This window comes from Muricoccus radiodurans, assembly GCF_050154705.1.
GTDB classification, from domain to species: domain Bacteria; phylum Pseudomonadota; class Alphaproteobacteria; order Acetobacterales; family Acetobacteraceae; genus Roseomonas; species Roseomonas radiodurans.
Window position 1 is genome coordinate 4,238,242 of record NZ_CP189561.1, and the last position, 24,263, is coordinate 4,262,504.

Sequence of the window (24,263 nt, forward strand, 5' to 3'; positions counted from 1 at the left end):
GCATGTCCGCCACCGAACTCGCGCCCGCGCCGGCCGAGGCCGCACCCCGCCCCGCCTCCGCGCGGCGGCCGGAGGATGGCTATATCGATGTCTACGGCTACGCCGCTGCGGCCGGGGGCTGGCTGTTCTGCGGCTGGTCGCGCGCGCGCTGGGCGCCGGGCGCGCCGCCGCCGCGGGTGGTCGCGCATTTCCAGGGCGGCCGGATCGAGGGCGCCGAGGCGATCGCGAGCTGGTTCCCCCGCCCCGATCTGGGCCGGCGCGGGGCCGGCATCGTGGTGCTGCTGCGCGCCGCCGGGCGCCCGCTGGGCGAACTGGTGGCCCTGGACCTGACCGAGGCCGGGGCGGAGGAGGAGACCGCGCCGACGCTACGCCTGCCGCCGGTGCGTCCCGTCGCCCAGTTGCGGGAGGAGGACATCGTCGGGCGCGCCCGCCCCGCCCTGCTGCACGGGCCGGGCGGGCCGGAGGCGAGCCGCCTGCTCACCCTGTTGTCGCGGCGCCCCTACACCGGCGCGGACACGCTGCACGAGCTGCCGGCGCCCGTGATGATGGGGCTGGACGAGACGATCCCGGTCCCGCCGGACGGGCTGGCGCTGATCGGCTGGTGCGTGGACCCGACGAATGCGGTGGCCGCGATCCGCGTGCGCGGCCCGCACGGCGCGCGGGACGCCCGCCCGCTGGGGGAGCGCTGGATCCCCGTCGCGCGCCCGGACGTGCTCGAGAGCGTCGGCGCCGCGCACGGGATGTCCGATCCGCGCCTGGGCTTCCTGGCCTATGTGCCGGGCTGCGGCGCCCCCTGGCCCGGGCCACCGGGCGAGGCGCCCTATCTGGAGGTGGAGCTGCGCGGGGGCGAGGTGGGCTACAAGCGCATCCCGCCGCCGCAGCGGCTGGGCGCCGCCGCCGCCCGTCGCCTGCTGGAGGTGGTGCACCCCGCGCCGGACGAGATCGAGCCGGCCTTCGACCGCGTGCTCGGCCCCGCGCTGACGGCCATCCACCGCGCCCGCCTGTCACGGCCGCGGCCCGCCCCGGTGATCGCCTTCGGGGAGCAGCCCGCGGAGCCGGCCTGCAGCGTGATCGTGCCGCTCTACGGGCGGATGGATTTCCTCGCCTACCAGATGGCGCTGCTGTCCGAGCATCCGGGGCACGCGGCGAACGAGTTCATCTACGTGCTGGACGATCCGCCGCGGAAGCGGGAGCTGCTGGACATCGCCCATTCCGCGCATCGCCGCTTCGGGCTGCCCTTCCGCATCGTGGCGCCGGAGGAGAATCTCGGCTTCGGCCCCGCGAACAACCTCGGGCTGGCGCAGGCGCGGGGCGAGTTCGTCTGCCTGCTGAACTCCGACGTCATGCCAGCGCCAGAGGGGGCGGACTGGCTCGACCGCCTCACGGGTGATCTGCGCGCCGATCCCTCGCTCGGCGTCGTCGGCGCGCTGCTGCTGTTCGAGGACGGGACGGTGCAGCACGAAGGCATCACCTTCGAGCGGCTGCCGCAGCAGGCGAACTGGCCTTTCCCGATGCATCCGCGGAAGGGGCTGCTGCCGCGGCCGGACGTGCCCGCCGGGCCGGAGGCGGTCGAGGCGGTGACCGGGGCCTGCATGGTGATGCGCCGCGACCTGCTGGCGGAGCTCGGCGGCTTCGACGAGGCTTATGCGATCGGCGACTTCGAGGACAGCGACCTGTGCCTGCGCGTCCGCGCGCGCGGGCTGGGCTGCGCGGTGGACCGCCGCGTCACGCTGTACCACCTGGAGCGGCAATCGCAGATCACGCCCGACAACCGCTGGCGGCACCACGCGACGCTGTTGAACGCCTGGACCCACACGCGGCGCTGGTTCCCCGACGGGACCGTCGCGCCGCGCCTGGCGCCGGCGGAAGGAGAGGGCTGATGGCCAAGCGGATCGCCTATCTGGCGGAGAATCTCGGGACCGTGGACCGGGCCTGGGGGCGGAGCCTGCCGGACCTGCTGCTGGCGACCGGCGGCAACACCGGGAACCTCGCCTTCTGGCACGCGACGCGGCTGCTGTTCGAGGCGGAGTCGGTGCACCTCTTCTCCCGCGACGCGCGGCCGGCGAGCATCCCGTCCGACGTGGAGGTGGTGGTGATCCCGGCCGCCAACTACCTGCACGCCAACTCCGATCTCGGGCGGCTGGCGGAGCTGCTGCGGGCGCTGGACCGGCCCTGCCTCGTCGTCGGGCTCGGCGCGCAGGCGGAGACGGAGGCCGCGCCGCCGCGGCTGAAGCCCGGCACGCTCGACTTCCTGCGGGAGGTGTCGCGCCTCTCGCCCCGGCTCTGCGTGCGCGGGGACTTCACGGCGGAATTCTGCCGCGCGCTCGGCGTGGCGAACACCGTGACCCTCGGCTGCCCCTCCATCCTCATCAACCCCGATCGCCGCCTGGGGGAGACGCTGGAGACTCGCATCGCGGCGCTGCCGGCCGACGGCCCCTTCGCCGTGCACGCCGCCTGCATCAAGCCCGGGCTGCAGGGGGTGGAGCGGGAGCTGGCGCGGCTCGTGCGGCTTCAGCCCGGATCGTCCTACCTCGTGCAGCGTCCGATCGAGATGATGAAGGCGATCTTCGGCATCGCGATCGAGGACCCGGGCGAGGCGGCCTACTACGCGCGCTGCGCGGAGTTCCTCGGCTTCGCGACGCCGGACGCCCTGAGCGCCTTCCTCCGCGTCCACGCGCAGGTCCCGGCCTCCATCAACGACTGGGCACACGGGCTGCGGCGCTACGCGGCGGGGGTGAACACGCGCATCCACGGGACGCTCATCGGCGTCGCGGCCGGGCTGCCCAGCCTCTGCATCTGCCACGACACCCGGACGCGGGAGCTGGCGCGGCAGTTGCGCGTCCCGCACCTCGCGCCGCGGGACCTGATCGACCATCGGCACTCCGTGCCCGCCCTCTTCGCCGCGACGCGCTTCTCCGGGCGGCACTTCGACGAGGGGCGGCGCGAGGCGGCGGCGGGCTACGTCGAGGCGGTGCGCGCTGTCGGCCTGGCGCCGTCCCGGCATCTCCTCGGCTTCCTCGACGCGTGAGGGCCGCGTCCCGTGAGCAGGATCCACTGACATGACCAAGCCCATCGCCGTCCTCGGCACGGACGGCGCCATCCCCGCCTCCTTCGGCCGGCCGACGGCCGCCGCCTTCGAGGCGACCGGCGCGAACACCGGCAACCTCGCCTTCCAGTACGCGGCCTTCCACCGCGTCCTCGGCGACGAACGAGTGACGCTGCCCTTCTCCTTCGATCCGGAAGCGGTGCGGGAGCGGTTCCGGCTGGTCTGCGTGCCGGCGGCGAACTTCCTCTATTCCGGGTTCGACCTCGGCGAGCTCGCGACCCGGCTGGAGGCGACACGGCTCCCGCTGCTCGTGCTCGGCCTCGGCGCCCAGGCGTTCAAGGACATCGGGGAGGTCCGGCTGAAGCCGGGGACCGAGCGCCTGCTGCACCTGTTCCGGGAGCGCTGCGCGCGGATCATGCTGCGCGGTCGCCACACCGCGGCGGTGCTGGAACGGCACGGGGTCCGAAACTTCGAGGTGCTGGGCTGCCCGTCCAACTTCATCAACCCCGATCCGGCGCTGGGCGAGTCGATCGCGGCGCGGCTGCGCGCGGCGGCGCCGGAGCGGATCGCCTTCGCGCCGACCTTCTACCCTTACAACGCGGCCTCTGAGCGCGCGATCCTGGACGAGATCGGGGCGGCGCGGCTGACCGACCTCGTGGCGCAGGACCCACTCGGCGCCATCGCGGCCGCCCGGGGCGAGGACGAGGCGGCGGCGCCCTGGCTGGCGGAGCGCGCCGGCTTCCTGACGGCGATGGAGCCCGAGGAGCGGGCGCGCTGGCTCTCCTCGCTGCGCGCCTGGTTCTCGGCGGAGGCGTGGCTCGAGGCCTATCAGCGGTCGGACGCGGTGATCGGCACGCGCATCCACGGCGCGGCGCTGGGCTGGCAGGCCGGACGGCCGGCGCTCGTCGTCAGCTACGACCTCCGCACCGAGGAGCTGGCCGAGACCATGGGGCTGCCCTTCGTGAAGGCCGCGGCCCTGCCGCCGGGCGGCGCGCTGGCGGCGCTGGCCGAGGGCGCGGCCGAGCGCGCGCCGGCCTATGACGCGCGCCGCCGCGACCTCGCGGCGCGGCTGGTCGCGCTGCTCGGGGAACATGGCGTGGCGCCCGGCGCGCCGCTCGCGCGGCTCGCGGCCGGGGAGGCGCCGCCGGCGGCCCTGCCGGAGGTGCGTGCGGCCGCCTCGGCGCCGGCGCCGCGCCCCGGTCCCTGGGGCTTCCTGGAGCAGTACAACCGCCATCGCGTGGCGGGCTGGGTGGCCGCCCACGGGCCGCAGGCGCCCCGCGTGTCGGTGCGCTTCGATGGGCGCGAGATCGGGCAGGTGGTGCCGAGCGTGCCGCGGCCGGAGATCGGCCGCCATGCCTGGGCCTTCGAGGTCCCGGTCCCGCCCGAGGCCCTGGCCCGCGACGTGGTGCGGGTGGAGGCGATCTTCGCGGAGACGGGGCAGCCGCTGCGCAACTCGCCCGTCGTCACCAGCCTCGCGGTGGATGGCGCGGACAAGGTGCTGAAGGGGCGCGGCGGATACCTGTTCCTGCGCAACGACAGCAACGGCGTGCTGGACCAGGTGACCGGGCGCCGTGTCCTCTCGGCCGAGGAGCTGGCGCGTTGGGAGGACTTCCTGCGCGGCCTGGACGCGGCGGCGGCGTCCCGCGCGGCGCGCGTGGTCTACCTTGTCGCGCCGAACAAGGAATGCGTGCTGGCCGAGCATCTGCCGGAGGAGGTCGTCGTGTCGGAGACGCGGCCCGTCCGCCAGATCCAGGCGCTCGCCGCGCGGCTCGACCTGCGGGCGACGCGCCTGATCTATCCGCTGGAGGCGCTGCGCCGCGCCGCGCCCGCCTTCGCCACCTATCCGAAGGGCGATTCCCACTGGAGCGACTACGGCGCCGCCGTGGCGCTCGCGGCCCTGTACGAGGCGATCGGCCTGCCGCGCGACGCGACGGAGGAGGAGGGAGCGTTCCGCACGGAGTACCGGAACGCCGATCTTCTCTCGAAGCTCGGCGGCGCCTGCGTGGAGGAGCAGCCGGTGCGGACGCGCCGTCCGGCCGCGATCCTCGACCACGACAACGGCGTGCTGAACACCGGCCGTCGCCGCGCGCTGCGGCCCGGCCGGCGGGAGGGCGCGGAGGGCGGCCGGCTGCTCATCCTGCATGACAGCTTCGGGGAGTGGCTGATCCCTTCGCTCGCCGAGCGCTTCGCGGCGACGACGGCGATCTGGAATGCGAGCCTCGGTGCCGACTTGCTGGAGGAGGTCGAGCCGGAGCTGATCGTGATCGAGCGTGCGGAGCGGTTCCTCATCGTGCCGCCGCGCTTCGGGTAGCCGTCCGGTGCGGCGCCTCGCGGTCGCGCTTCTTCTCGCGCTCGCCCTGGCGGGCGCCGCGGGGGCGGAGGAGCCGCGCCTCTCCGTCGCCGCAGGGGCATCCGCCGAGACGGTGTTCCGCTGGGAGACGCAGCGCTGCGCGCCGATGCACGTGCCGGATTCGCCCGCGCGCGCGATGCGCACCGGCGATGGCGGCGTGGCCCTGCTGGCCGCGCATCTCGTCAACATCCCGCTCCTCGGGCGCGATTTCGAGCACCTCTCCCCGGCCTGTGCGGCCAGCAGCCGCGGCGCGGAGGCCGAGGATCCGGCCCTGTTCCAGGACCGCTTCTGGATCCAGGCCGTCATTCCCCTGACCGTGCGGGGAGAGCGGCGTGTGCTGGGCCTGGCGAGCCACGAGTACATGGGCTGGCGCCATCCCGGCCGCTGCGCCGTGCCGGGGGATGGGCCGCTGCGGGCCTTCCGGTGCTGGTATTCCGCGATCACGCTGGTGCAGGCCGACGAGCGGGACTGGCGCTTCCGGCCGGTGACGGCGGGTGCAGGTGGCCGCGGGACGGTCGTGGCGGCGTCGCCCTTTCCCTATGATGCGTCGGCGCCGTCGCGGACGGGATTCTTCTCGGTCACCAACGCGGTGGTCGAGGAGGGGCACGCCACCGTGCTGGCGTATACGGAAGGGATCCGCGGGCAGCCGCGCGGGAACTGCGTGCTGCGCGCGCCGATGGAGGACCTTGTCGGGGGCTGGCGCGCACTGTCCGGCGGCGCCTTCGCGCTGCAGCTCGGTGATGCTTACGCCACGAACGGCGGCGCGCGGGGGGCCTGCGACGTGGTCGGTGCGTCCGTTCTCGAAGGTCCCGTCCGGTCCCTGCTTCGGGTACCGGCGGCCGATGGCAGCTGGTGGATGGCCGTGTTCACGCGCGCCGGGCCGCGCGGCGGTGTCTTCTATGCCGTGTCGCGGGATCTGCGGCAGTGGTCGCCGGCAAGGCTGCTGTGGAGCATGGTGCCGTTCCGCGGCCAGCCGGAGGCGGGGACGTATTATGAGTATCCTTCGCTAATCGATCACGGGAGTGCATCGCCGGTCTTCGACCGCGTGGCGGAGGATGCGGGGCGCGCGCGGGTCCATCTCTATCTCACGCGCCTGAACCTTCAGGACCGGCGCCGCGGCCTGGATCGGGATCTTGTGCGCTTGCCGATCTCCATCGCCTGGGCGGAGCAACGAGGGTGATGGTGAGTCCGTGCGTGTTTCGCTGGCCGGGACGGCCTGCCAGAAGCCTTGTTCTGGGACGCGACAGACGGGCCGGTGGGCGGATGTCGGTTCCGACCATCCGGTGCCAAGGTTCGATCCGGTCAGGCACCATCTCGGCCTGTCTCGGACCAGCGGAGAGGGGGTGGTCGTGAGTGAAAAGGGGTTCGGGGAATCCGTTGGTTCCCGCACAGGAGATCCGGGATGAGCGTCGCGTTGATGGAAGCCTCCGCGGTTGGGTCTGTTCGGAGGAGTGGGAACGTGGAGGCGCGTGAGTTGCCGATCGAGGGGCCGTTGCTGGTGACGGTGCGTCGGTTTGGGGATGCGCGGGGGTACTTCATGGAGACCTACAGCCGGCGGGACTATGCGGCGGTGGGGATTGGGGCGGAGTTCGTGCAGGACAACCACTCGGTGTCGGGGCCGGTGGGGACGCTGCGGGGGATGCACTTCCAGTTGCCGCCGGCCGCGCAGGGCAAGCTGGTGCGGGTGCTGCGGGGGGCGGTGCTGGACGTGGCGGTGGACCTGCGACGCTCGTCCCCGACCTATGGGCGGTGGGTGTCGGCGCATCTGACGGCGGAGGGGGGCGAGCAGCTCTGGGTGCCGCCGGGCTTCGCGCACGGCTTCTGCACGCTGGAGCCGGACACGGCCTTCTCCTACAAGGTGACGGCCTACTACTCGCCCGAGAACGACCGGGGGCTGGCCTGGGACGATCCGGAGCTCGCCCTGCCCTGGCCGCATGGCCCGGAGGCCGTCACCCTGTCGGACAAGGACCGCCGGAACCCCCGCCTGCGGGACCTGCCGCCCTGCTTTCCCTGAAGGCTCATCGATGCGCGTGATCGTCACCGGCGGCGCCGGCTTCATCGGGTCCGCCCTCACCCGCCTCCTCGTGCTCGGGCGCGGGGACGAGGTGCTGGTGGTGGACAAGCTCACCTATGCCGGCGACCGGCGGACGCTGGCGGCCTGCGAGGGGCGGCCGGGCTTCCTCTTCGAGCAGGCCGACATCTGCGATGCCGAGCGGATGCGGGCGCTCTTCGCCGCGTTCGCGCCGGACGCGGTGATGCACCTGGCCGCCGAGAGCCACGTGGACCGCTCGATCGCCTCGGCCGCCCCCTTCATCCAGACGAACGTGATGGGCACCTTCGCCCTGCTCGAGGCGGCGCGCGCGCTGGTGGCGGGCTATGACGCCGCGCGCCGGGCGGCGTTCCGCTTCCTGCACGTCTCGACCGACGAGGTGTTCGGCTCGCTCGGCCCGACGGGCGCCTTCACCGAGGCGACGCCCTACGACCCGCGCTCGCCCTACTCGGCCAGCAAGGCGGGCTCGGACCACCTCGCCCGCGCCTGGCACGAGACCTACGGGCTGAACACGATCGTCACCAACTGCTCGAACAACTACGGCCCCTACCACTTCCCCGAGAAGCTCATCCCGCTGGTCACGCTCAACGCGCTGGAGGGGCTGCCGCTGCCGGTCTACGGCGACGGCGGCAACGTGCGCGACTGGCTCTTCGTCGAGGACCACGCCCGCGCCCTCGTCGCCGCCGTGACCACCGGCCGGGTGGGCGAGACCTACGCCATCGGCGGCCGCTCGGAGCGCACCAACCTGCAGGTGGTGCACGCCATCTGCGACACGCTCGACCGGCTCCGCCCCCGGATCGTCGGCGGCGCCGCCCGGCCCCGGCGGGAGCTGATCACCTTCGTCGCCGACCGCCCCGGCCACGACCGCCGCTACGCGATCGACCCCGCCAAGGCCGAGCGCGAGCTCGGCTGGCGCGCCTCCGTCACCTTCGAGGAGGGGATCGAGCGCACCCTGCGCTGGTACCTCGACCACGAGGCCTGGTGGCGCCCGCTGCGCGAGGGCCGCTATGCCGGCGAGCGGCTCGGCCTCCTGCCCGCCGACGCCGCGGCACCCCCCTCCACGCCCGCCACCACGCCCGCCACCACGCCTCGGGTCGCCTGATGCGCGTCCTCGTCGCCGGCCGCACCGGCCAGCTCGCCCTCGAGCTCCTGGCCCGCCTGCCCGCCGATGGTCATACCGTGGTCGCGCGCGAGGCGCCCGAGCTCGACCTGACCGACCCCGCCTCCATCGCCCGCACGGTCGAGGAGACCCGCCCCGAGGCGGTGGTCAACGCCGCCGCCTACACCGCCGTCGACCGCGCCGAGACCGAGCGCGACCTCGCCCACGCCGTGAACGCGACCGGCGCCGGCGCGCTCGCCGCGGCCGCCGCCGCCCGCAACCTGCCCTTCGTCCACCTCTCGACCGACTACGTCTTCTCCGGCGCGGGCGGCGCCCCCTACGCCGAGGACGCCCCCACCGGCCCGCTCGGCGTCTACGGCGAGACGAAGCTCGCGGGCGAGCGCGCCGTGCTCGCGGCCAGCCCGCGCGCGATCATCCTGCGCACCGCCTGGGTCTGCTCGCCCCACGGGGCCAACTTCGTGAAAACCATGCTCCGCCTCGGGCGCGAGCGCGAGGCCGTCTCCGTCGTCGCCGACCAGCACGGCGCGCCGACCTTCGCGGCCGACCTCGCCGACGCCATCGCCCGCCTCCTGCCGCGCCTCGCCGCCGCCCCGGCCGGCGACCCCGCCTTCGGGGTCTTCCACCTCACCGGCACCCCCCACACCACCTGGCACGGCTTCGCCGAGGCGATCTTCGCGGGCGCCGCCGCCCGCGGACAGAGGCCGCCCCAGCTCTCCGCCATCACCACCGCCGACTATCCCACCCCCGCCCGCCGCCCCGCCGACGGGCGCCTCGACTGCGCCCGCATCGCCCGCCTCCACGGCATCCAGCCCGCCGACTGGCGCCCTTCGCTGGCGCGCTGCCTCGACACCCTCCTCGGGCCCATCCCGCCCGGGTCCACCCCCTCTGGCCCCACCCCGGAGACCCCCCGATGAAGGGCATCATCCTCGCCGGCGGCAGCGGCACCCGCCTCGCCCCCGCCACCCTGGCGATCTCCAAGCAACTCCTGCCCGTCTACGACAAGCCGATGATCTACTACCCCCTCTCGGTGCTCATGCTCGCCGGCATCCAGGAGATCCTCGTCATCTCCACCCCCCACGACCTGCCGCTCTTTCGCCGCCTGCTCGGCTCCGGCGAGCAGTGGGGCATCCGCCTCACCTACGTCCAGCAGGACCGCCCCGACGGCCTCGCCCAGGCCTTCATCCTCGGCGAGGAGTTCCTCGCCGGCTCCCCCTCCGCCCTCGTCCTCGGCGACAACATCTACCACGGCCACGACCTCGAAGAGCGCCTCGCCGAGGCCCGCCCGAACGGCCCCGGCGCCTCCGTCTTCGCCTACCACGTCGCCGACCCCGAGCGGTACGGCGTGGTCGAGTTCGACGCCGAGGAGCGCGCCATCTCGCTCGAGGAAAAACCCCAGCAACCCCGCTCCGACTGGGCCGTCACCGGCCTCTACTTCTACGACGGCCGCGCCCCCCAACTCGCCCGCACCCTCTCCCCCTCGCCCCGCGGCGAACTCGAGATCACCGACCTCAACCGCCTCTACCTCGAGGAAGGCACCCTCCGCGTCATCCGCCTCGGCCGCGGCTACGCCTGGCTCGACACCGGAACCCACGACAGCCTCCTCGAAGCCGGCGAGTACGTCCGCGCCGTCGAGAAACGAACGGGCATGAAAATCGCCGCCCCCGAAGAAGTCGCCTGGCGCCGCGGCTTCATCAACGACAACACCCTCCAAACCCTCGCCGCCCAACTCAACAAAAGCGGCTACGGCCACTACCTCAACTCCCTCCTCAGCGACGGGAAACCACGCAGAGCGTGAGAGGGGCGAAACATCAGCCTATCGGGGTGGGAGCCGTCGCTCGTGCGGGAGCGCGTCAGGATAATCGGGTGAAATCCATGACCTCCCGGAGGCTCGTGTAGGATTCCTCCAGGGGCAGCAGGGTCCCGTCCTGCTGCCCCTGTTCGATGGTGTCGAGCGAAGCTTCCACCTCGGAGAGATTCAGGTTCAGCCCGAGGATGTCCCAGTCCCACCACCGGCAGCGCAGGAGCCGTTCCACGATCTCCTCGCGGAAGCGAAACCGTAGGACGCGCGCCGGATTCCCGATCGCGATGGCATAGGGCGGGATGTCCGCGACGACGATCGCGCCCGCGCCGATGATGGCCCCGTCCCCGATCGTCACGCCTGACCGGACGAAGGCGCCGTAGCCGATCCAGACGTCGTTCCCGATCATCGCCGCCGGGCGCGGGACGTGCTCACCCATCCGGAGGCCGAAGCCCTGCCCCGCCGAACGCCTGTGCGTGGCCCAGCCGTGCACGTCGGGGAGGTATCCGATCATGGAGGAGGACAGCCAGTCCGTCGGGTGCTCGGACAGGCCGATGCGGACCTCCTGCGCGATGGAGCAGTAGCGCCCGATGTGCCCGCCCCAGAGATGGGCGCCGAAGATTCCGGTGTAGGCGCCGATGGAGAGGCTAGGGGACGCACCGAGCTGAGCCTGCACGACGCAGGGCGCCTCGAAGCGCGCGTCGGGATGAATCCTCGATGCCGCGGCCTCGGTGAGGCGGATGCCCCGGGATTCCAGCCTTTTCAGGGCGGATTGGCGCCGCGCGATGTCGTCGGTATCCGGCATGGCCGACTCTGTCGCGCAACTTCGCCGGGATGCCAAGAGAGGAATACACAACCTATGCGAGTGGGTGGGTGATGCCAGGGAGCTGCGGTTCAGGGCTTTCGGTTCAGGCGACGCCCGCGCGTTGCCGATGGCGCGGAGCGGCGCGCCGCCCGCGTCAGCGCAGGGGTTCGCCCAGCATCTCGGAGAGTTGCGGCGCGATCTCCGGCGTGGAGGCCGCGACGAGGTTGCCCGCCATCAGGCCGTCGCCGCCCGCGAGGAAATCGTTCACCTTGCCGCCGGCCTCGCTGACCAGGAGCAGCCCGCCGAGGCAGTCCCAGGCGTTCATGTGGATCTCCACGTAGCCGTCCGACAGCCCGGCCGCGACCTCCGCCAGGGCGAGCGCGCCGGAGCCGTGGCGTCGAAACTCCATTCCTCGATCGGTGAGGCCGCGCAGCACGGCGAAGGTGTCGTCCAGCGTCCGCCGCCCGGACCAGCCCACCTCCACCACCGGCGCGGCGCCGTGGCGCAGGTGGCTGACCGAGATCGGCCGCCCGTTCATCGTCGCCCCGCCCCCGCGCCGCGCGACGAAGAGGCGGTCGTCCACCGGCGCGTAGGTCGCCGCGATCTGCACCGTGCCGCGCTGAACGAAGGAGAGCGCCACGCACCAGCGCGGCGTGCCGTGGATGTAGCCCGCCGTCCCGTCGATCGGGTCCACCACCCAGAGGTCGTCGGCGGGACGTCCGCCACCCTCCTCGCCCAGCACCGCCTCGCCGAAGGTGCTGGCGACGCGCTCCCGCACGAGCAGCTCCACGGCGTGGTCGGCTTCCGTGCAGAAATCGATCGGGTTCTTGACCTCCAACGGGCCGAGGGAGGCGTGCATGGAGCGCGCCAGCCGGCCGGCTTCCAGCACGAGGGAGATGGCGAAGGCCTGACGCCGGTCCAGTCCTTCGTTCGTCACGCGCGCACCACCACGGCACCGGCGGGATCGATGGAGACGCCGACGGCCGCCCCCTCCGCAATCGGGGAGCCGACCGCGGGGTCCACCACCAGAACCTCGCCCGGCACGCCGTCGAGCGATACCTCGTACTCCATGTGATCCCCCAGATAGGCGGCCTTGCGCACGGTGCCCGCGACCTCGTTGACGCCGGGCGGGCCGGGGCGGAGGCGGATGGCGCGCGGCCGCACGGCCAGCTCCGCCCGCCCGTCCGGCACGTCCCGGTGCGGCAGACGCAGCGTGGCGGTGCCGAGCGCCACCTCCGCCAGCGCGCCGTCGCGCCGCAGCGTCACGGGCAGCAGGTTCGCGTTGCCGATGAAGTCGGCGATGAAGCGGCTGGTCGGCGCCTCGTAGAGGTCGCGCGGCGCGCCGTCCTGCACGATCACGCCGCCCTGCATGACGATGATCCGGTCAGAGACGGCCAGCGCCTCCTCTTGATCGTGCGTCACGTAGACGACGGTGAGGTTGAGCCCCTGCTGCAGGGCGCGGATATCCGCCCGCACGCGGCGGCGGAGCTTCGCGTCCAGGTTGGACAGCGGCTCGTCGAAGAGCAGGACCTGCGGCTCCAGCACGATGGCGCGGGCGACCGCGACGCGCTGCTGCTGGCCGCCGGAGAGCTCGCTCGGCAGGCGCCGCTCGAAGCCGGCCAGACCCACGGCGCGCAGCTTCTCCGCCGCCATCGCCTCGGCCTGGGCCTTCCGGATGCCGGAGGCGCGGAGGCCATAGCAGGCGTTCTCCAGCACCGTCATGTGCGGGAAGAGCGCGTAGGACTGGAAGACCATGGAGACGTCGCGCTCGGCGGCGGAGAGATGCGTCACGTCCCGCCCGCCGATGAGGATGCGGCCCTCGTTCGGCTGCTCCAGCCCCGCGATCAGCCGCAGCGTCGTCGTCTTGCCGCAGCCCGACGGCCCGAGCAGCGTCACCAGCGTGCCGCGGGCGATGGTGAAGCCGACCGCGTCCACGGCCTTCACCGTGCCGTAGCGCTTCGTCACCGCCTCGAACACCACCGCCGGGCCGGTGGTCACCGCGGCCGTCATCCCGTCCATCGCTACACCCCCGCCGGGGCCGGGCGGGCGGCGACCGCGGCCTCCCGCTCCACCTCCCGACGGCCGATCTTGCGCTCGCCCACCAGGGCCTGGATCGCCAGCAGCGCCGTTACCATGATGGCGATCAGCACGGCGGAGTAGACGATGGCGATGCCGTGCTCCCCGAACTCCGCCCGGCCGACGATGTAGACGGTGGCCAGGTTGTACTCCCCGCTGACGAGGAAGATGACCGCGCTGACCGAGGTGATGGCGCGCACGAAGGCGTAGACCATGCTCGTCGCGATGGCCGGGCGCAGGATCGGCAGGATCACCCGGCGCAGCGTCGCCGCCGACCGCGCGCCGAGGGTGAGGGATGCCTCGTCCAGGCTCTTGTCCACCTGCGCCAGCCCGGCGATCCCGGCGCGGATGCCCACGGGCATGTTCCGGAAGATGAAGGCCACCACCATGATCATCGCCGTTCCCGTCAGCTCGATCGGCGGCACGTTGAAGGCGAGGATGTAGGAGATGCCGATGACGGTGCCGGGGATGGCGAAGCTCATCATCGTCATGAACTCGAACAGCGCCCGCCCGGCGAAGCGCTGGCGGGAGAGCAGGTAGGCGGTCAGGATCCCGAGCGCCGCGGTCAGCGGCATGGACATCAGCGCCACTTGCAGGGTGGTCAGGAGCGAGCTCCAGGCCGATCCCGCCAGGAACCAGCCGGAGACGCCGTGCTCGATCCGGAAGGCGGTCAGGAAGTGTTCGAGCGTCGGCGTGTTGTCCGTGCCGATGGACTTCACGAAGCCGCCCGCCAGGATGATGCCGTACACCGCCGTGGTCAGCACGAGCCAGGGGATGACGGCGCCGTAGCACGCCACCCGCAGCCCGTGCGGCAGTCGCGCCGGCAGGCCGCTGTCGCCCTTGCCGGAGACCGTGACGTAGGAGCGACGGCCGAGCCAGAGCCGCTGCAGCAGGAAGGCCGAGAGGGTGAAGGTCAGCAGCACGATCGCCAGCACCGCCGCCTGCCCCTGGTCGTGCGCCGCACCCACCACGGCGAAGTAGATGGCAGTGGACAGCACCCGGAAGTTCCCGCCCAGCACCATCGGGTTGCCGAAGTCGGCCAGGCTCTCGATGAAGGCGATCAGGAAGGCGTTGGCGAGGCCCGGCCGGATCAGCGGCCAAGTGACGTGCCGGAAGGTCCGCCAGCGGCCCGAGCGGAGGGTGGAGGAGGCCTCCTCCAGGCTGGGCGACACGCCCTTCAGCACGCCGAGCAGCACGAGGTAGGAGATCGGCGTGAAAGCGAGGAGCTGCGCGATCACCAGCCCCGGCATCCCGTAGATCCAGCGGCTGCGCGGCAGGTCGAACAGGTCCCGCAGCAGGTTCGACACCATGCCCGACCGTCCGAAGAGCAGGATCAGCGCCAGACCGATGACGAAGGGCGGGGTGATGACCGGCAGCATGGAAATGATCCGCAGCAGCCGCGGGAACGGGAAGCGCGTCCGGGCCGAGATCAGGGCGAAGGCCAGCCCCAGCAGCGTGCTGAGCACCCCCACGATGGTCGCGAGCGCGAGGGAGTTCCACGCCACGCCGCAGCCCCGCGCGCCGGCGAGACAGTCGAGGCCCCAGATGGAGGAATCTGCGATCTTCTCCGCGAAGAGGGGCAGGTCCACCGCCCCCGCATTGTCCTGGAAGGCGGAGACGAGGACGCAGGCGATGGGATAGCCGACGAAGACGAGGATCGAGCCGCAGACGAGACCGATGGCGCCGACCGTGAAGACCTCGCCGCCGCACCAGCCGCGCCAGGCGAGCCCGTAGGCCACCAGCATCATCGCCGTGACGGCGTAGAACAGCGCGCCCCAGCCGAGCGGCGGCTGGCCGGCGGAGCCCTCGAAGATCGCGGCCAGCGCGTCCAGCCGCAGCCCGTGAGTGCGAAGGCCGAAGGCCTCGGCCACCAGCCAAGCGAGGGCGAGACCCCCGGCCCAGACGAGGAGGCGGGACGACCGCGCCGCGATCCCCCAGGCCGCGAGCAGCAGCGGCGGGATCAGCAGCAGCAGCCAGGGACGGCCGGACAGGCCCTGGAAGAGGGCGGGCCGCGCCTCGGCCCAGCTGGCGCCGAGCACGCCGCGCTCCAGCCCGTACCAGGGCAGGACGAGCACCGCCGCGACCGCGGCCGTCCACCAGAGCCACGCCCCGTGCGGGGCGCGGCTGCTCGTCCCTTTCCGCATCACCGCCGCCCCTACCGGGCGTTCTTCACCTCTCGGGTCCAGCGCGCCAGTAGCCGCGTCCGCTCGGCGGTGGAGCCGTAGCGCGCGAAGTCATAGTCGATCAGCCGGATCTGGCTGAGGTCCGGCGCGCCCGGCGGCATCGGCGTCGCGGGGTTGGACGGCACCTGGAGCGAGCCGTTCGTGGCCCCGAGCGCCTGCGCCGCCGGCGTCAGCACCCATTCGTAGAAGCGCCGCGCCTGCTCGGGGTTCCGCGCCCCGCGCACGATGCTCATGGAGCCGATCTCGTAGCCCGTACCTTCACACGGGGAGACGACGCGGACATTCGGGTTGGCGCGCTGCGCGTCGATCGCGTCGTGCTGGAAGACGACCCCGATCAGCGTCTCGCCCCGCGCGGTCGCCTGGGCCGGCGCCGCGCCGATCGAGGGATACTGGTCGATGTTCCGGTGCAGGCGCTTGAGGTAGTCGAAGGCCGGCTCCTCTCCCATCAGCTGCACCATCGTCGCCAGCATGGTGTAGGCGGTGCCGGAGGCGTTGGGATCGGCCATCTGCACCTCGCCCCGGAACTCCGGGCGCAGCAGGTCGGACCAGCAGCGCGGCGCGGTCAGGTTGCGGCGGCGCAGCTCCGTCTCGTTATAGCCGTAGCCCAGCGCGCCCATGTAGACGCCGACCGTGCGGTTGTTGGACCGCTCCGCCTGGCGCCGCGCCCAGTCCTGGAGCTGGGGCAGGGTGGGGGACTGGTAGGGCTCGGTCAGCTCCTCCGCCGCGGCCTGGAGGTGCGGGTCGCCGGTGCCGCCGAACCAGACGTCACCGCGCGGGTTGTTCCGCTCGGCGCGCAGGCGGGCATACATCTCGCCGGAGCTCTGCCGCGTCATGTCCACGCGGATGCCGGTCTGCTGCTGGAAGGCGGTGGCCAGCGCCCGGCACCACTGCTCGTTCACCGAGCAGTACATGACAAGGTTTCCCTGCGCCCGCGCCGCGCCGCTTCCCAGCGCGAGGAATCCGCCCAGCATCAGGGCGGCCTTCAGCAGCGCTCTCCTGGCCATCACTCTCTCCTCCCGGGCGTCGTGCGCGGCGCCTCGACTCGTTCTCAGGCGGGCAGCCCGGCCTCCCGCGCGAAGCGGGCGAGGTTCCGGCAGCCCATGGTGGCGTAGTGTAGCGGATTGGCCTTCTCGGGGTCCTGCTCGGCCTCGATGACCAACCATCCACGATAATGTGGAAGTTCCGACAGCACGGCGCGGAAGTCCACCATCCCGTCGCCGGGCACGGTGAAGACCCCCTCCACCACGGCGTCCAGGAAGCTCAGCCCGTCCTGCCACACCCGCCCCATCACGGGCTGCCGGATGTCCTTCGTGTGGACGTGGCCGATGCGGTCCCGGTAGGTGCGGGCCAGCGCCACGGGATCGGCGCCGCCGAAGGTGGCGTGGCCCGTGTCCAGCAGGAGCTTCACGGAGTCGCCGGTCGAATCCATCAGCCGCGCGATCTCCTCCGCGCTCTCGACCACCGTGCCCATGTGGTGGTGGTAGACGAGCGCCAGCCCGGCATCGGCCACGGCCTTGCCGACCTCCGTCATCCGGGCGCCGAACCCGCGCCAGTCGCCGGCTTCCAGCCGCGGACGCTTGGCGAGGGGGATGGACTGGTCCCCATGGATGGCGTTGGAGGTCTCGGCGAAGATCAGCACATTCGCGCCGCAGTCCCGCAGCAGGTTCAGATGCGGCTGGATGGCGGCGATCTCCGCCCTCGCGTCGCGCCGCAGCAGCTCGGCCGAATACCAACCGGACACCAGCGCCAGGCCGTGCGCGTCCAGCACGGCGTTCAGCTCCGGCGCGGTGCGCGGGAACTTGTGGCCCAGCTCGATGCCCTCGAAGCCCGCCTGCTTGGCCTCGGCCAAGCAGGTCTCCAGCGGCGTGGCACCGCCCAGGGTCCGCAGGTCGTCATTGGACCAGGCGATGGGATTGGTGCCCAGCCGGATGCGCGTGTCGCTCATGGATTCCTCAGCCGCCCAGCACCTGGTTGGCGCGGGCCTCGTCGTAGCGGGTCCGGGCGGCGCGGACCTCCTCGCGCACCGAGACGGCGGGCACGCCCACGTCCCACCAATGCCCGCCCGCCCCGGTGGAGATCGCCGGATCGGTCTCGATCACCAGCACGGTGGTCCGGTCGGCGGTGCGGGCGCGGGCGATGGCCGCCTCCAGCTCCCGCAGGCTGCCGACCTTCTCCGCGATCGCGCCGAGGCTCTCGGCATGGGCGCGGAAGTCCACGGGCGGATGCGCCGGGTCCAGCAGGTTGTTGAAGGCGGCGCCGCCCGTCGCGCCCTGCAGCCGGTTGATGCAGCCATAGCCCCGGTTGTCCACCAGCACGACCGTCAGCCGCAGCCCGAGCGCGACGGAGGTCGCGATCTCCGAGTTCATCATGAGGTAGGAGCCGTCCCCCACCATCACGACCACCTCCGCCTTCGGGCGCGCGAGCTTCACGCCGAGGCCGCCGGCGATCTCGTAGCCCATGCAGGAATAGCCGTATTCCAGGTGGTAGGAGCCCGGCGCGCCGGCCTGCCAGAGCTTGTGCAGCTCGCCCGGCAGCCCGCCCGCGGCGCCGACGATCACCGTCTCCGGCCCTGTAGCGCGCTGCACCGCGCCGATCACCTGCGCGTCCGAGGGAAGAGCGGCGTCCGTGGGCGCGGTGAAGGAAGCGGCCTCCCGGAACCAACTCTCCCGCGCGTCCCGTGCAGTGGCGGCCCAGTCGCGGGGCGCGCGGTGGCCGGACAGGGCTTCGGTCAGGGCCTCCAGCCCTTCCCGCGCATCCGCCACCAGGGGCAGGGCGGCGTGCTTGGCGGCGTCGAAGCCCTGCACGTTCAGCCCGATCAGCGCCCGGCCCGGGTTGCGGAACAGGGCGCGGGAGCCGGTGGTGAAATCCTGCAATCGCGTGCCGATCGCCAGCACGACGTCGGCCTCCGCCGCCAGCCGGTTCGCGGCGGCCGTGCCGGTCACGCCGATGGCGCCGAGGTTCCAGGGATGATCATGCGGCAGGGAGGACTTCCCGGCCTGCGTTTCCGCGACGGGGATGCCGTGGGCCTCGGCAAAGCGCGCCAGGGCGTCGGTCGCGCCGGCGTAGTGCACGCCGCCACCCGCCACGATCAGCGGCCGCTCCGCCGCGCGCAGCCGTTCCACGGCGACCTGCAATTCATCCCGGTCCGGGCGGGGGCGGCGGGGCGACCGGCGGCGCGGCGCGAAGAAGCTCTCCGGCCAGTCGAAGGCCTCGGCCTGCGCGTCCTGGCAGAGGGCGAGCGTCACCGGGCCGCATTCCGCCGGATCGGTCAGCACGGCCATGGCGCGGGGGAGGGCGGCGAGAAGCTGCTCCGGCCGCGCGATCCGGTCGAAATACCGGGAGACCGGGCGGAAGCAGTCATTCGCGCTGACCGTCGCGTCGCCGGGGACCTCGATCTGCTGCAGCACGGGATCGGGCCGCCGGTCGGCGAAGACGTCGCCCGGCAGCAGCAGCACGGGAAGCCGGTTCACATGCGCCAGCGCGGCCGCCGTCACCATGTTCGTCGCGCCGGGCCCGATGGAGGTGGTGCAGGCCATCATCCGCCGTCGGTTGCTCGCCTTGGCGAAGGCGATTGCCGCATGCGCCATCGCCTGCTCGTTATGCGCGCGCAGCGTCGGCAGGCGGTCGCGCACGCCGTGCAGCGCCTCCCCGATGGCCGCGACGTTGCCGTGCCCGAAGATCGCCCAGACGCCGGCGAAGAGCGGCTGTCCGTCCCCCGCCTGCTGCGCCGCGAGGTAGCGGACCAGCGCCTGCGCCGTCGTCAACCGGATGGTGCTCAAGGGCAGGGACCGTGGAAAGCGTTCGCGCATGGCGCCATGGTGATCCTGGCCGCTTTCCCCGCCGTGGCGGCGCGGCCATCCTCCCTCGACGCGACTCTCATGGGCGATCTACCATGTGTCAATCGCGTGTCACTTTCATGACAGCTCCATCTCCCTGACAGGTCCGGCACAGCCGGCGGAGGAAGCGTGATCAGCATCGCCGTCATCGGCGCGGGGCGGATCGGGAAGATCCACGCGCGCAACGTGGCCCTGCATCCCCGGGCGCGCCTCGCCGGCGTGACCGACCCGGACGCCGGGGCGGCCGAGGCCCTGGCCGCGGCCTGGGGCGCCCCCGCCCTCGCGCTCGAGGACGCCTTTCGCGCGGACGTCGTCCTCATCTGCTCCCCCACACCGACCCATGCCGACTACATCGAACGGGCCGCCTCCGCTGGGAAGGCGGTGTTCTGTGAAAAGCCCGTGGATCTTTCGTCGGACCGGGTCCGCACCTGCCTGGCCGCCGTGCGCCGCGCCGGCATCCCGCTGATGGTCGGATTCAACCGCCGCTTCGACCCGAGCTTCGCGAGCCTCCGCCGCCGGCTGGAGGCGGGGGAGATCGGGCGGCTGGAGGTGCTCTCCATCACCAGCCGCGACCCGTCCCCGCCGCCCGCGACCTATGCCGCGCAATCCGGCGGCATCTTCCGGGATATGGCGATCCACGACCTCGACATGGCGCGCTTCCTCCTGCGGGAGGAGCCGACGGAGGTCTATGTCGCCGCCGCCTCCCTCGTGGACCCGGAGATCGGGCGGGCCGGGGACTACGACACCGCGGTCATCACCCTGAAGACGGCGAGCGGCGCGCTGTGCCAGATCTCCAACTCCCGCCGCGCGACCTATGGCTACGACCAGCGGATCGAGCTGCACGGCTCGCTCGGCCTGCTGCGCGCCGGGAACGCCACGGCCACCACCGTGGAATTCGCCGGCACGGCGGGCTTCGCGACCGATCCCGCGCTGCCCTTCTTCCTGGAGCGCTACGACGCCGCCTATCGCGCGGAGCTCGACGCCTTCCTGGCCGCGGTGCTGGACGGCGCGCCCATGTCCCCGGACGGCGAGGACGGGCTGCGCGCGCTGCTGCTGGCCGACGCGGCGACCGAATCCGCCCAGACCGGCCGACCCGTCGTCCTGTGATGGATCGGTCCATGCGCTCGGACGCGCGGGGCGGCTCGATCGGTTCCAACCGACCTTTGTTCTGATCCCTTTTCAGGGTGGCACCGGGAGGCGCTGCCTCCCGGACCCTCCGCCGGGGGGCAAACGTGCCCCCCGGACCCCGCGGGCTGCTTCGATTCGACGCGGTCCAGGGGCGCGTTCGCCCCTGGTGGTTGGGGTCTGGGGAAGGCGACGCCTTCCCCAGCGATACTGGTCCCAACAGGTCAGGACCGATCCATGGCCCAACGCGCCGCGTTGCCGCGCCGGCTACCCCCCGGCACCATGGCGCCACAAGCGGAGTGTCCGGATGTATTTCGACCTGCGGCTGTGGCGTCTGACCGAGGGGCTGCGGTCCGCCATGCTGGGCGTGACGCTGCTCGGCCTGCTGGCGCTGGCGGCCGGGATCGCCCGCTTCGCCTTCCTGGGCGCCGCGCTGGCCCGGATCTTCGCGGGCGCCGGGCTGGCGGAGGCGGCGCCGCTGCTGGCGGGCGCGGCCGTGGCCGTGCTGCTCCGCGCGGGGCTCGACCATCTCCGCACGCTTCACGCCCACCGCACGGCCGCAGCGGTGCAGACCCGGCTGCGCGGCGACCTGTTCGACCGGATCGCGGCGCTCGGCCCCGCCTGGTTCGCCGGGGCGCGCACGGGCGGCGTGATGCTCTCGGTCGTGGATGGGGTGGAGCAGCTCCAGACCTTCTTCGGCCAGTACCTGCCGCAACTCGCCATCGCCGCCCTGGCGCCGCTCGCGATTTTCGCCTTCATGGCCTTCTGGGACGTGCCGGTGGCGCTGGTGCTGCTGGCGGCGGCGCTGCTGACGTTGGTGCTGCCGGCCGCGGTGCATCGCTGGGACCGCCGCGCCGCGATCGCACGGCAGGCGTCCTTCAAGGCCTTCGGCGCGGAGTTCCTGGACGCGGTGCAGGGGCTGCCCACCCTCCAGGCCTTCGGACAGAGCCGCCCCTATGGGGAGCGGCTGGCCGCCCGCGCCCGCGCCCTCTACCGGAGCACCTTCTGGGTGCTGGCGTTGGGCGTGCTGACGCGCGGCATCACCGACACCGGCATGGCGCTCGGCGCGGCGCTGGCGATGATTCTCGGCGCCCACCGCGTCGCCGCCGGGGAGATGAGCCTGGAGGCGCTGCTGGTCGTCCTGATGGCCGGCACCGAGATCTTCCGCCCCCTGCGCGACCTGCGCTCCGTGCTGCACCAGGGGATGATCGGCCAGTCCGCGGCATCAGGCATCCATGAGCTGCTGCGGGCGGAGCCGCTGGTGCCGCCGGGCGGCGCGGCACTCGCCGCTTCCATGGGTTCAGCGCCCGCCATCGCCTTCGAGAGCGTGACCTTCGCGTATCCCGGTGGCCGGCGGCCCGCCCACGCCGGGCTGACCTTCACCGTCCGCCCCGGGGAGCGCGTGGGCATCGTGGGGCCGAGCGGCGCCGGCAAGTCCTCCATCCTGCGGCTGCTGCTGCGCCAGCACGACCCGCAATCCGGCACGGTCCGCATCGGCGGGCAGGACCTGCGCGGCCTCGATCCCGCAGCCATCGCGGCGCAGGTCGCGGTGGTCGCCCAGGATAGCACCCTGTTCCACGGCACGGTGGCGGAGAACCTGCGCCTGGGCCGGCCGGAGGCGACCGGGGCCGAGCTGGAGGCGGCCTGCCGCGCCGCCAACGCGCACGACTTCGTCACGGCCCTCCCCGGCGGCTACGAGGCGCTGATCGGGGAGCGCGGCGCGCGGCTCTCCGGCGGGCAGCGGCAGCGCCTGGCCATCGTCCGCGCCCTGCTGCGGGACGCGCCGATCCTCGTGCTGGACGAGGCGCTCTCGGCCGTGGACGCGGAGAACGAGGCGGTGATCCAGCAGGCGCTGGACCGGCTGATGCAGGGCCGCACGACGCTGATCCTCGCGCACCGGCTGTCCAGCGTGATCGGCGCCGACCGCATCCTCGTGCTGTCGGACGGGCAGCTGGCCGAATCCGGCACCCATACGGAACTGATGCGGCGGGACGGCCTCTACCGCCGCCTGATGGGCGCCCAGGCCGCGGAGCGCGGCCCCGCCGCGACCGCCGACACCCTGCCGATGGTTCCGCCCGCGCCCGCCGCGGAGCCGGAGGCGGCGCCCCGTCCCCTGACCGAGGACGCGGCCGCCATCGGCTGGCGCGAGACCTTCGGGAGCCTGCTCCGCTACATCGCGCCCTGGCGCGGCCGTATGACGCTGACGATCCTCTTCGGCATCGGCCGCGTTACCGCCTTCATCGGCGTCGGCGTGCTCGGGGCTCTGCTGATCGGGGCGGTGCGGGACGGGCAGCCCGTGCTGGGGCTGTCCATCGCGCTGCTGGTGGCGGCGCCGCTCGCGGGCGGGCTGCACTGGCTGGAATCCTGGCTCGCGCATGACATGGCCTATCGCCTGCTGGCGGAGATGCGGATCGCCCTCTTCGCCCGGCTGGACGCGCTGGGCCCGGCCTTCCTGCTGCGGCGCCGGGCCGGGGACCTCGTCTCCCTCGCGACCGCGGACGTGGAGACGGTGGAGTATTTCTACGCCCACACCGTGGCCCCGGCCTTCGTGGCCGTGCTGGTGCCGGTGACGGTGCTGGTGGTGCTGGCGGTCATGGCTTGGCCGTTGGCCCTCGTCCTGTCCCCCTTCCTGCTGTTCGCGGCGCTGTCGCCGCTCCGGGGGCGCGCCCGCATCGATGCGCTGGGCGGCGCGGCGCGGAAGGCGCTGGGCGGGATGGGCGCGCATGTCGCAGAGACCATCCAGGGCCTGTCCGACCTGCTGGCCTTCCAGGCCGTGGGCGCGCGCAAGGCCGCCTTTCTCTCCCATGTGGCGGCGTACCGGGAGCACCGGCTGGCGCTGCAGCACGACCTGTCCCGCGCCTCCGCGGGGCTGGAGATCGCGACGGGCCTCGGCGGGCTGGCGGTGGCGGCCACGGGCGCTGCCCTCGTCGCCGCCGGGCGGCTGGAGGCGGGGCTGCTGCCGGTGGCCATCCTGCTGGCCATCGCCGCCTTCCTCCCGGTCTCGGAGATCGCGCAGGTCGGGCGGCAGCTCGCCGACACCATCGCCTCCACCCGCCGCCTGCGGACGGTGGAGCGGGAGGTGCCGACGGTGGTGGACGGCATGCAGGAGCCGGCGACCCGTCCCGGCGGTTCCGCGGTGGCCTTCGAGGCAGTGCGCTTCGCCTATCCGGACCGGGCACGGCCGGCGCTGGACGGTGCCTCCCTGACCGTGCCGGCGGGGCGGACCGTGGCGCTGGTCGGGCCTTCCGGCGCCGGCAAGTCCACCGTCGCCGCGCTGATGCTGCGCTTCTGGGACCCGCAGGCCGGGCGGGTGACGCTGGACGGGGCCGACCTGCGCGATCTGACGCTGGACGGGCTGCGCCGCCACGTCGCGCTGGTGGCGCAGGACACCTACCTCTTCAACGACACGCTGGAGGCCAACATCCGCCTTGCCCGGCCGGAGGCGGACGCGGCGGCGCTGGCGCGGGCGATCGAGCGCGCCGCGCTGTCCGACTTCGTGGCGGGCCTGCCGGAGGGGCTGGCCACGCGCGTGGGGGAGCGGGGCGTGCAGCTCTCGGGCGGGCAGCGGCAGCGCATCGCCATCGCCCGCGCCTTCCTGAAGGATGCGCCGGTGCTGGTGCTGGACGAGGCGACCTCGCACCTCGACGCGATCAGCGAGGCGCAGGTGCGCGCCGCGCTGGAGGCGCTGATGAGGGACCGCACGGTGCTGGTGATCGCCCATCGCCTGTCCACCATCCGCGGCGCCGACGCGATCGTGGTGATGCAGGACGGCCGCGTGGTCGAGGTGGGCACGCATGCCGAGCTCCTCGCCCGCCGTGGGGCCTATGCGCGGCTGCTCGCCTGGCAGGTGGCGGGGGGACTGGCCGCCTGATCC

The 24,263-nt window shown here is 73.1% G+C and carries 17 protein-coding genes; 10 read left to right on the forward strand and 7 right to left on the reverse strand.

Annotated elements, in window-relative coordinates; genetic code table 11:
* Positions 1–2 precede the first annotated feature (2 nt).
* The 8 genes from ACP6CK_RS19930 (at position 3) to rfbA (ending at position 10,361) form a co-directional block, all read left to right on the forward strand.
* On the forward strand, positions 3–1,880 hold the full coding sequence (locus ACP6CK_RS19930) for a glycosyltransferase family 2 protein (protein ID WP_426955050.1): 1,878 nt from the start codon (positions 3–5) through the stop codon (positions 1,878–1,880).
* Positions 1,880–3,028, forward strand: a complete 1,149-nt coding sequence (locus tag ACP6CK_RS19935) for a polysaccharide pyruvyl transferase family protein (protein WP_426955051.1) — start codon at positions 1,880–1,882, stop codon at positions 3,026–3,028. The genes ACP6CK_RS19930 and ACP6CK_RS19935 overlap by 1 nt, the downstream gene beginning before the upstream one ends.
* 31 nt (positions 3,029–3,059) lie before the next feature.
* Positions 3,060–5,357, forward strand: a complete 2,298-nt coding sequence (locus ACP6CK_RS19940) for a polysaccharide pyruvyl transferase family protein (protein ID WP_426955052.1) — start codon at positions 3,060–3,062, stop codon at positions 5,355–5,357.
* Between the two features lie 7 nt (positions 5,358–5,364).
* A complete protein-coding gene (locus ACP6CK_RS19945; RefSeq protein ID WP_426955053.1) occupies positions 5,365–6,576 on the forward strand; it encodes a hypothetical protein in 1,212 nt (403 codons plus the stop codon).
* A gap of 279 nt (positions 6,577–6,855) precedes the next feature.
* On the forward strand, positions 6,856–7,410 hold the full coding sequence (gene rfbC, locus ACP6CK_RS19950) for a dTDP-4-dehydrorhamnose 3,5-epimerase (RefSeq protein ID WP_426955054.1): 555 nt from the start codon (positions 6,856–6,858) through the stop codon (positions 7,408–7,410).
* 10 nt (positions 7,411–7,420) lie between these two features.
* Entirely contained in the window at positions 7,421–8,548 is a 1,128-nt protein-coding gene (gene rfbB, locus ACP6CK_RS19955; RefSeq protein ID WP_426955055.1) for a dTDP-glucose 4,6-dehydratase, read from the forward strand.
* The gene (rfbD, locus tag ACP6CK_RS19960) at positions 8,548–9,480 is read left to right on the forward strand and encodes a dTDP-4-dehydrorhamnose reductase (protein WP_426955056.1); all 933 of its coding nucleotides are present in this window, start codon (positions 8,548–8,550) and stop codon (positions 9,478–9,480) included. The genes rfbB and rfbD overlap by 1 nt, the downstream gene beginning before the upstream one ends.
* Positions 9,477–10,361, forward strand: coding sequence for a glucose-1-phosphate thymidylyltransferase RfbA (gene rfbA / locus ACP6CK_RS19965; protein ID WP_426955057.1), 885 nt, complete (start codon positions 9,477–9,479; stop codon positions 10,359–10,361). Before rfbD ends, rfbA begins: the two co-directional genes overlap by 4 nt.
* Before the next feature lie 55 nt (positions 10,362–10,416).
* Here rfbA and ACP6CK_RS19970 read toward each other — a convergent pair whose 3' ends face one another.
* From ACP6CK_RS19970 to iolD, 7 genes are all read right to left on the reverse strand, one after another.
* Entirely contained in the window at positions 10,417–11,169 is a 753-nt protein-coding gene (locus ACP6CK_RS19970; protein WP_426955058.1) for a CatB-related O-acetyltransferase, read from the reverse strand.
* Between the two features lie 154 nt (positions 11,170–11,323).
* Entirely contained in the window at positions 11,324–12,106 is a 783-nt protein-coding gene (locus ACP6CK_RS19975; RefSeq protein ID WP_426955059.1) for an inositol monophosphatase family protein, read from the reverse strand.
* Positions 12,103–13,188: an ABC transporter ATP-binding protein gene (locus tag ACP6CK_RS19980; RefSeq protein ID WP_426955060.1), complete on the reverse strand. Its 1,086-nt coding sequence runs from the start codon at positions 13,186–13,188 to the stop codon at positions 12,103–12,105. The genes ACP6CK_RS19975 and ACP6CK_RS19980 overlap by 4 nt, the downstream gene beginning before the upstream one ends.
* Before the next feature lie 2 nt (positions 13,189–13,190).
* Entirely contained in the window at positions 13,191–15,389 is a 2,199-nt protein-coding gene (locus ACP6CK_RS19985) for an ABC transporter permease (RefSeq protein ID WP_426955061.1), read from the reverse strand.
* Between the two features lie 11 nt (positions 15,390–15,400).
* A complete protein-coding gene (locus ACP6CK_RS19990; protein ID WP_426955062.1) occupies positions 15,401–16,432 on the reverse strand; it encodes an ABC transporter substrate-binding protein in 1,032 nt (343 codons plus the stop codon).
* Positions 16,433–16,476: 44 nt separating this feature from the next.
* The gene (gene iolE, locus ACP6CK_RS19995; RefSeq protein ID WP_426955063.1) at positions 16,477–17,373 is read right to left on the reverse strand and encodes a myo-inosose-2 dehydratase; all 897 of its coding nucleotides are present in this window, start codon (positions 17,371–17,373) and stop codon (positions 16,477–16,479) included.
* A 7-nt stretch (positions 17,374–17,380) separates the two neighbouring features.
* The gene (gene iolD, locus ACP6CK_RS20000; RefSeq protein ID WP_426955064.1) at positions 17,381–19,237 is read right to left on the reverse strand and encodes a 3D-(3,5/4)-trihydroxycyclohexane-1,2-dione acylhydrolase (decyclizing); all 1,857 of its coding nucleotides are present in this window, start codon (positions 19,235–19,237) and stop codon (positions 17,381–17,383) included.
* Between the two features lie 156 nt (positions 19,238–19,393).
* Between iolD and iolG the strand changes: the two genes are divergently transcribed.
* Together iolG and ACP6CK_RS20010 are read left to right on the forward strand one after the other, a co-directional pair.
* Positions 19,394–20,371, forward strand: a complete 978-nt coding sequence (gene iolG / locus ACP6CK_RS20005; protein WP_426955065.1) for an inositol 2-dehydrogenase — start codon at positions 19,394–19,396, stop codon at positions 20,369–20,371.
* Positions 20,372–20,696: 325 nt separating this feature from the next.
* Complete coding sequence (locus ACP6CK_RS20010) at positions 20,697–24,260, forward strand: ABC transporter ATP-binding protein (RefSeq protein WP_426955066.1); 3,564 nt, start codon at positions 20,697–20,699, stop codon at positions 24,258–24,260.
* Positions 24,261–24,263: the final 3 nt, after the last annotated feature.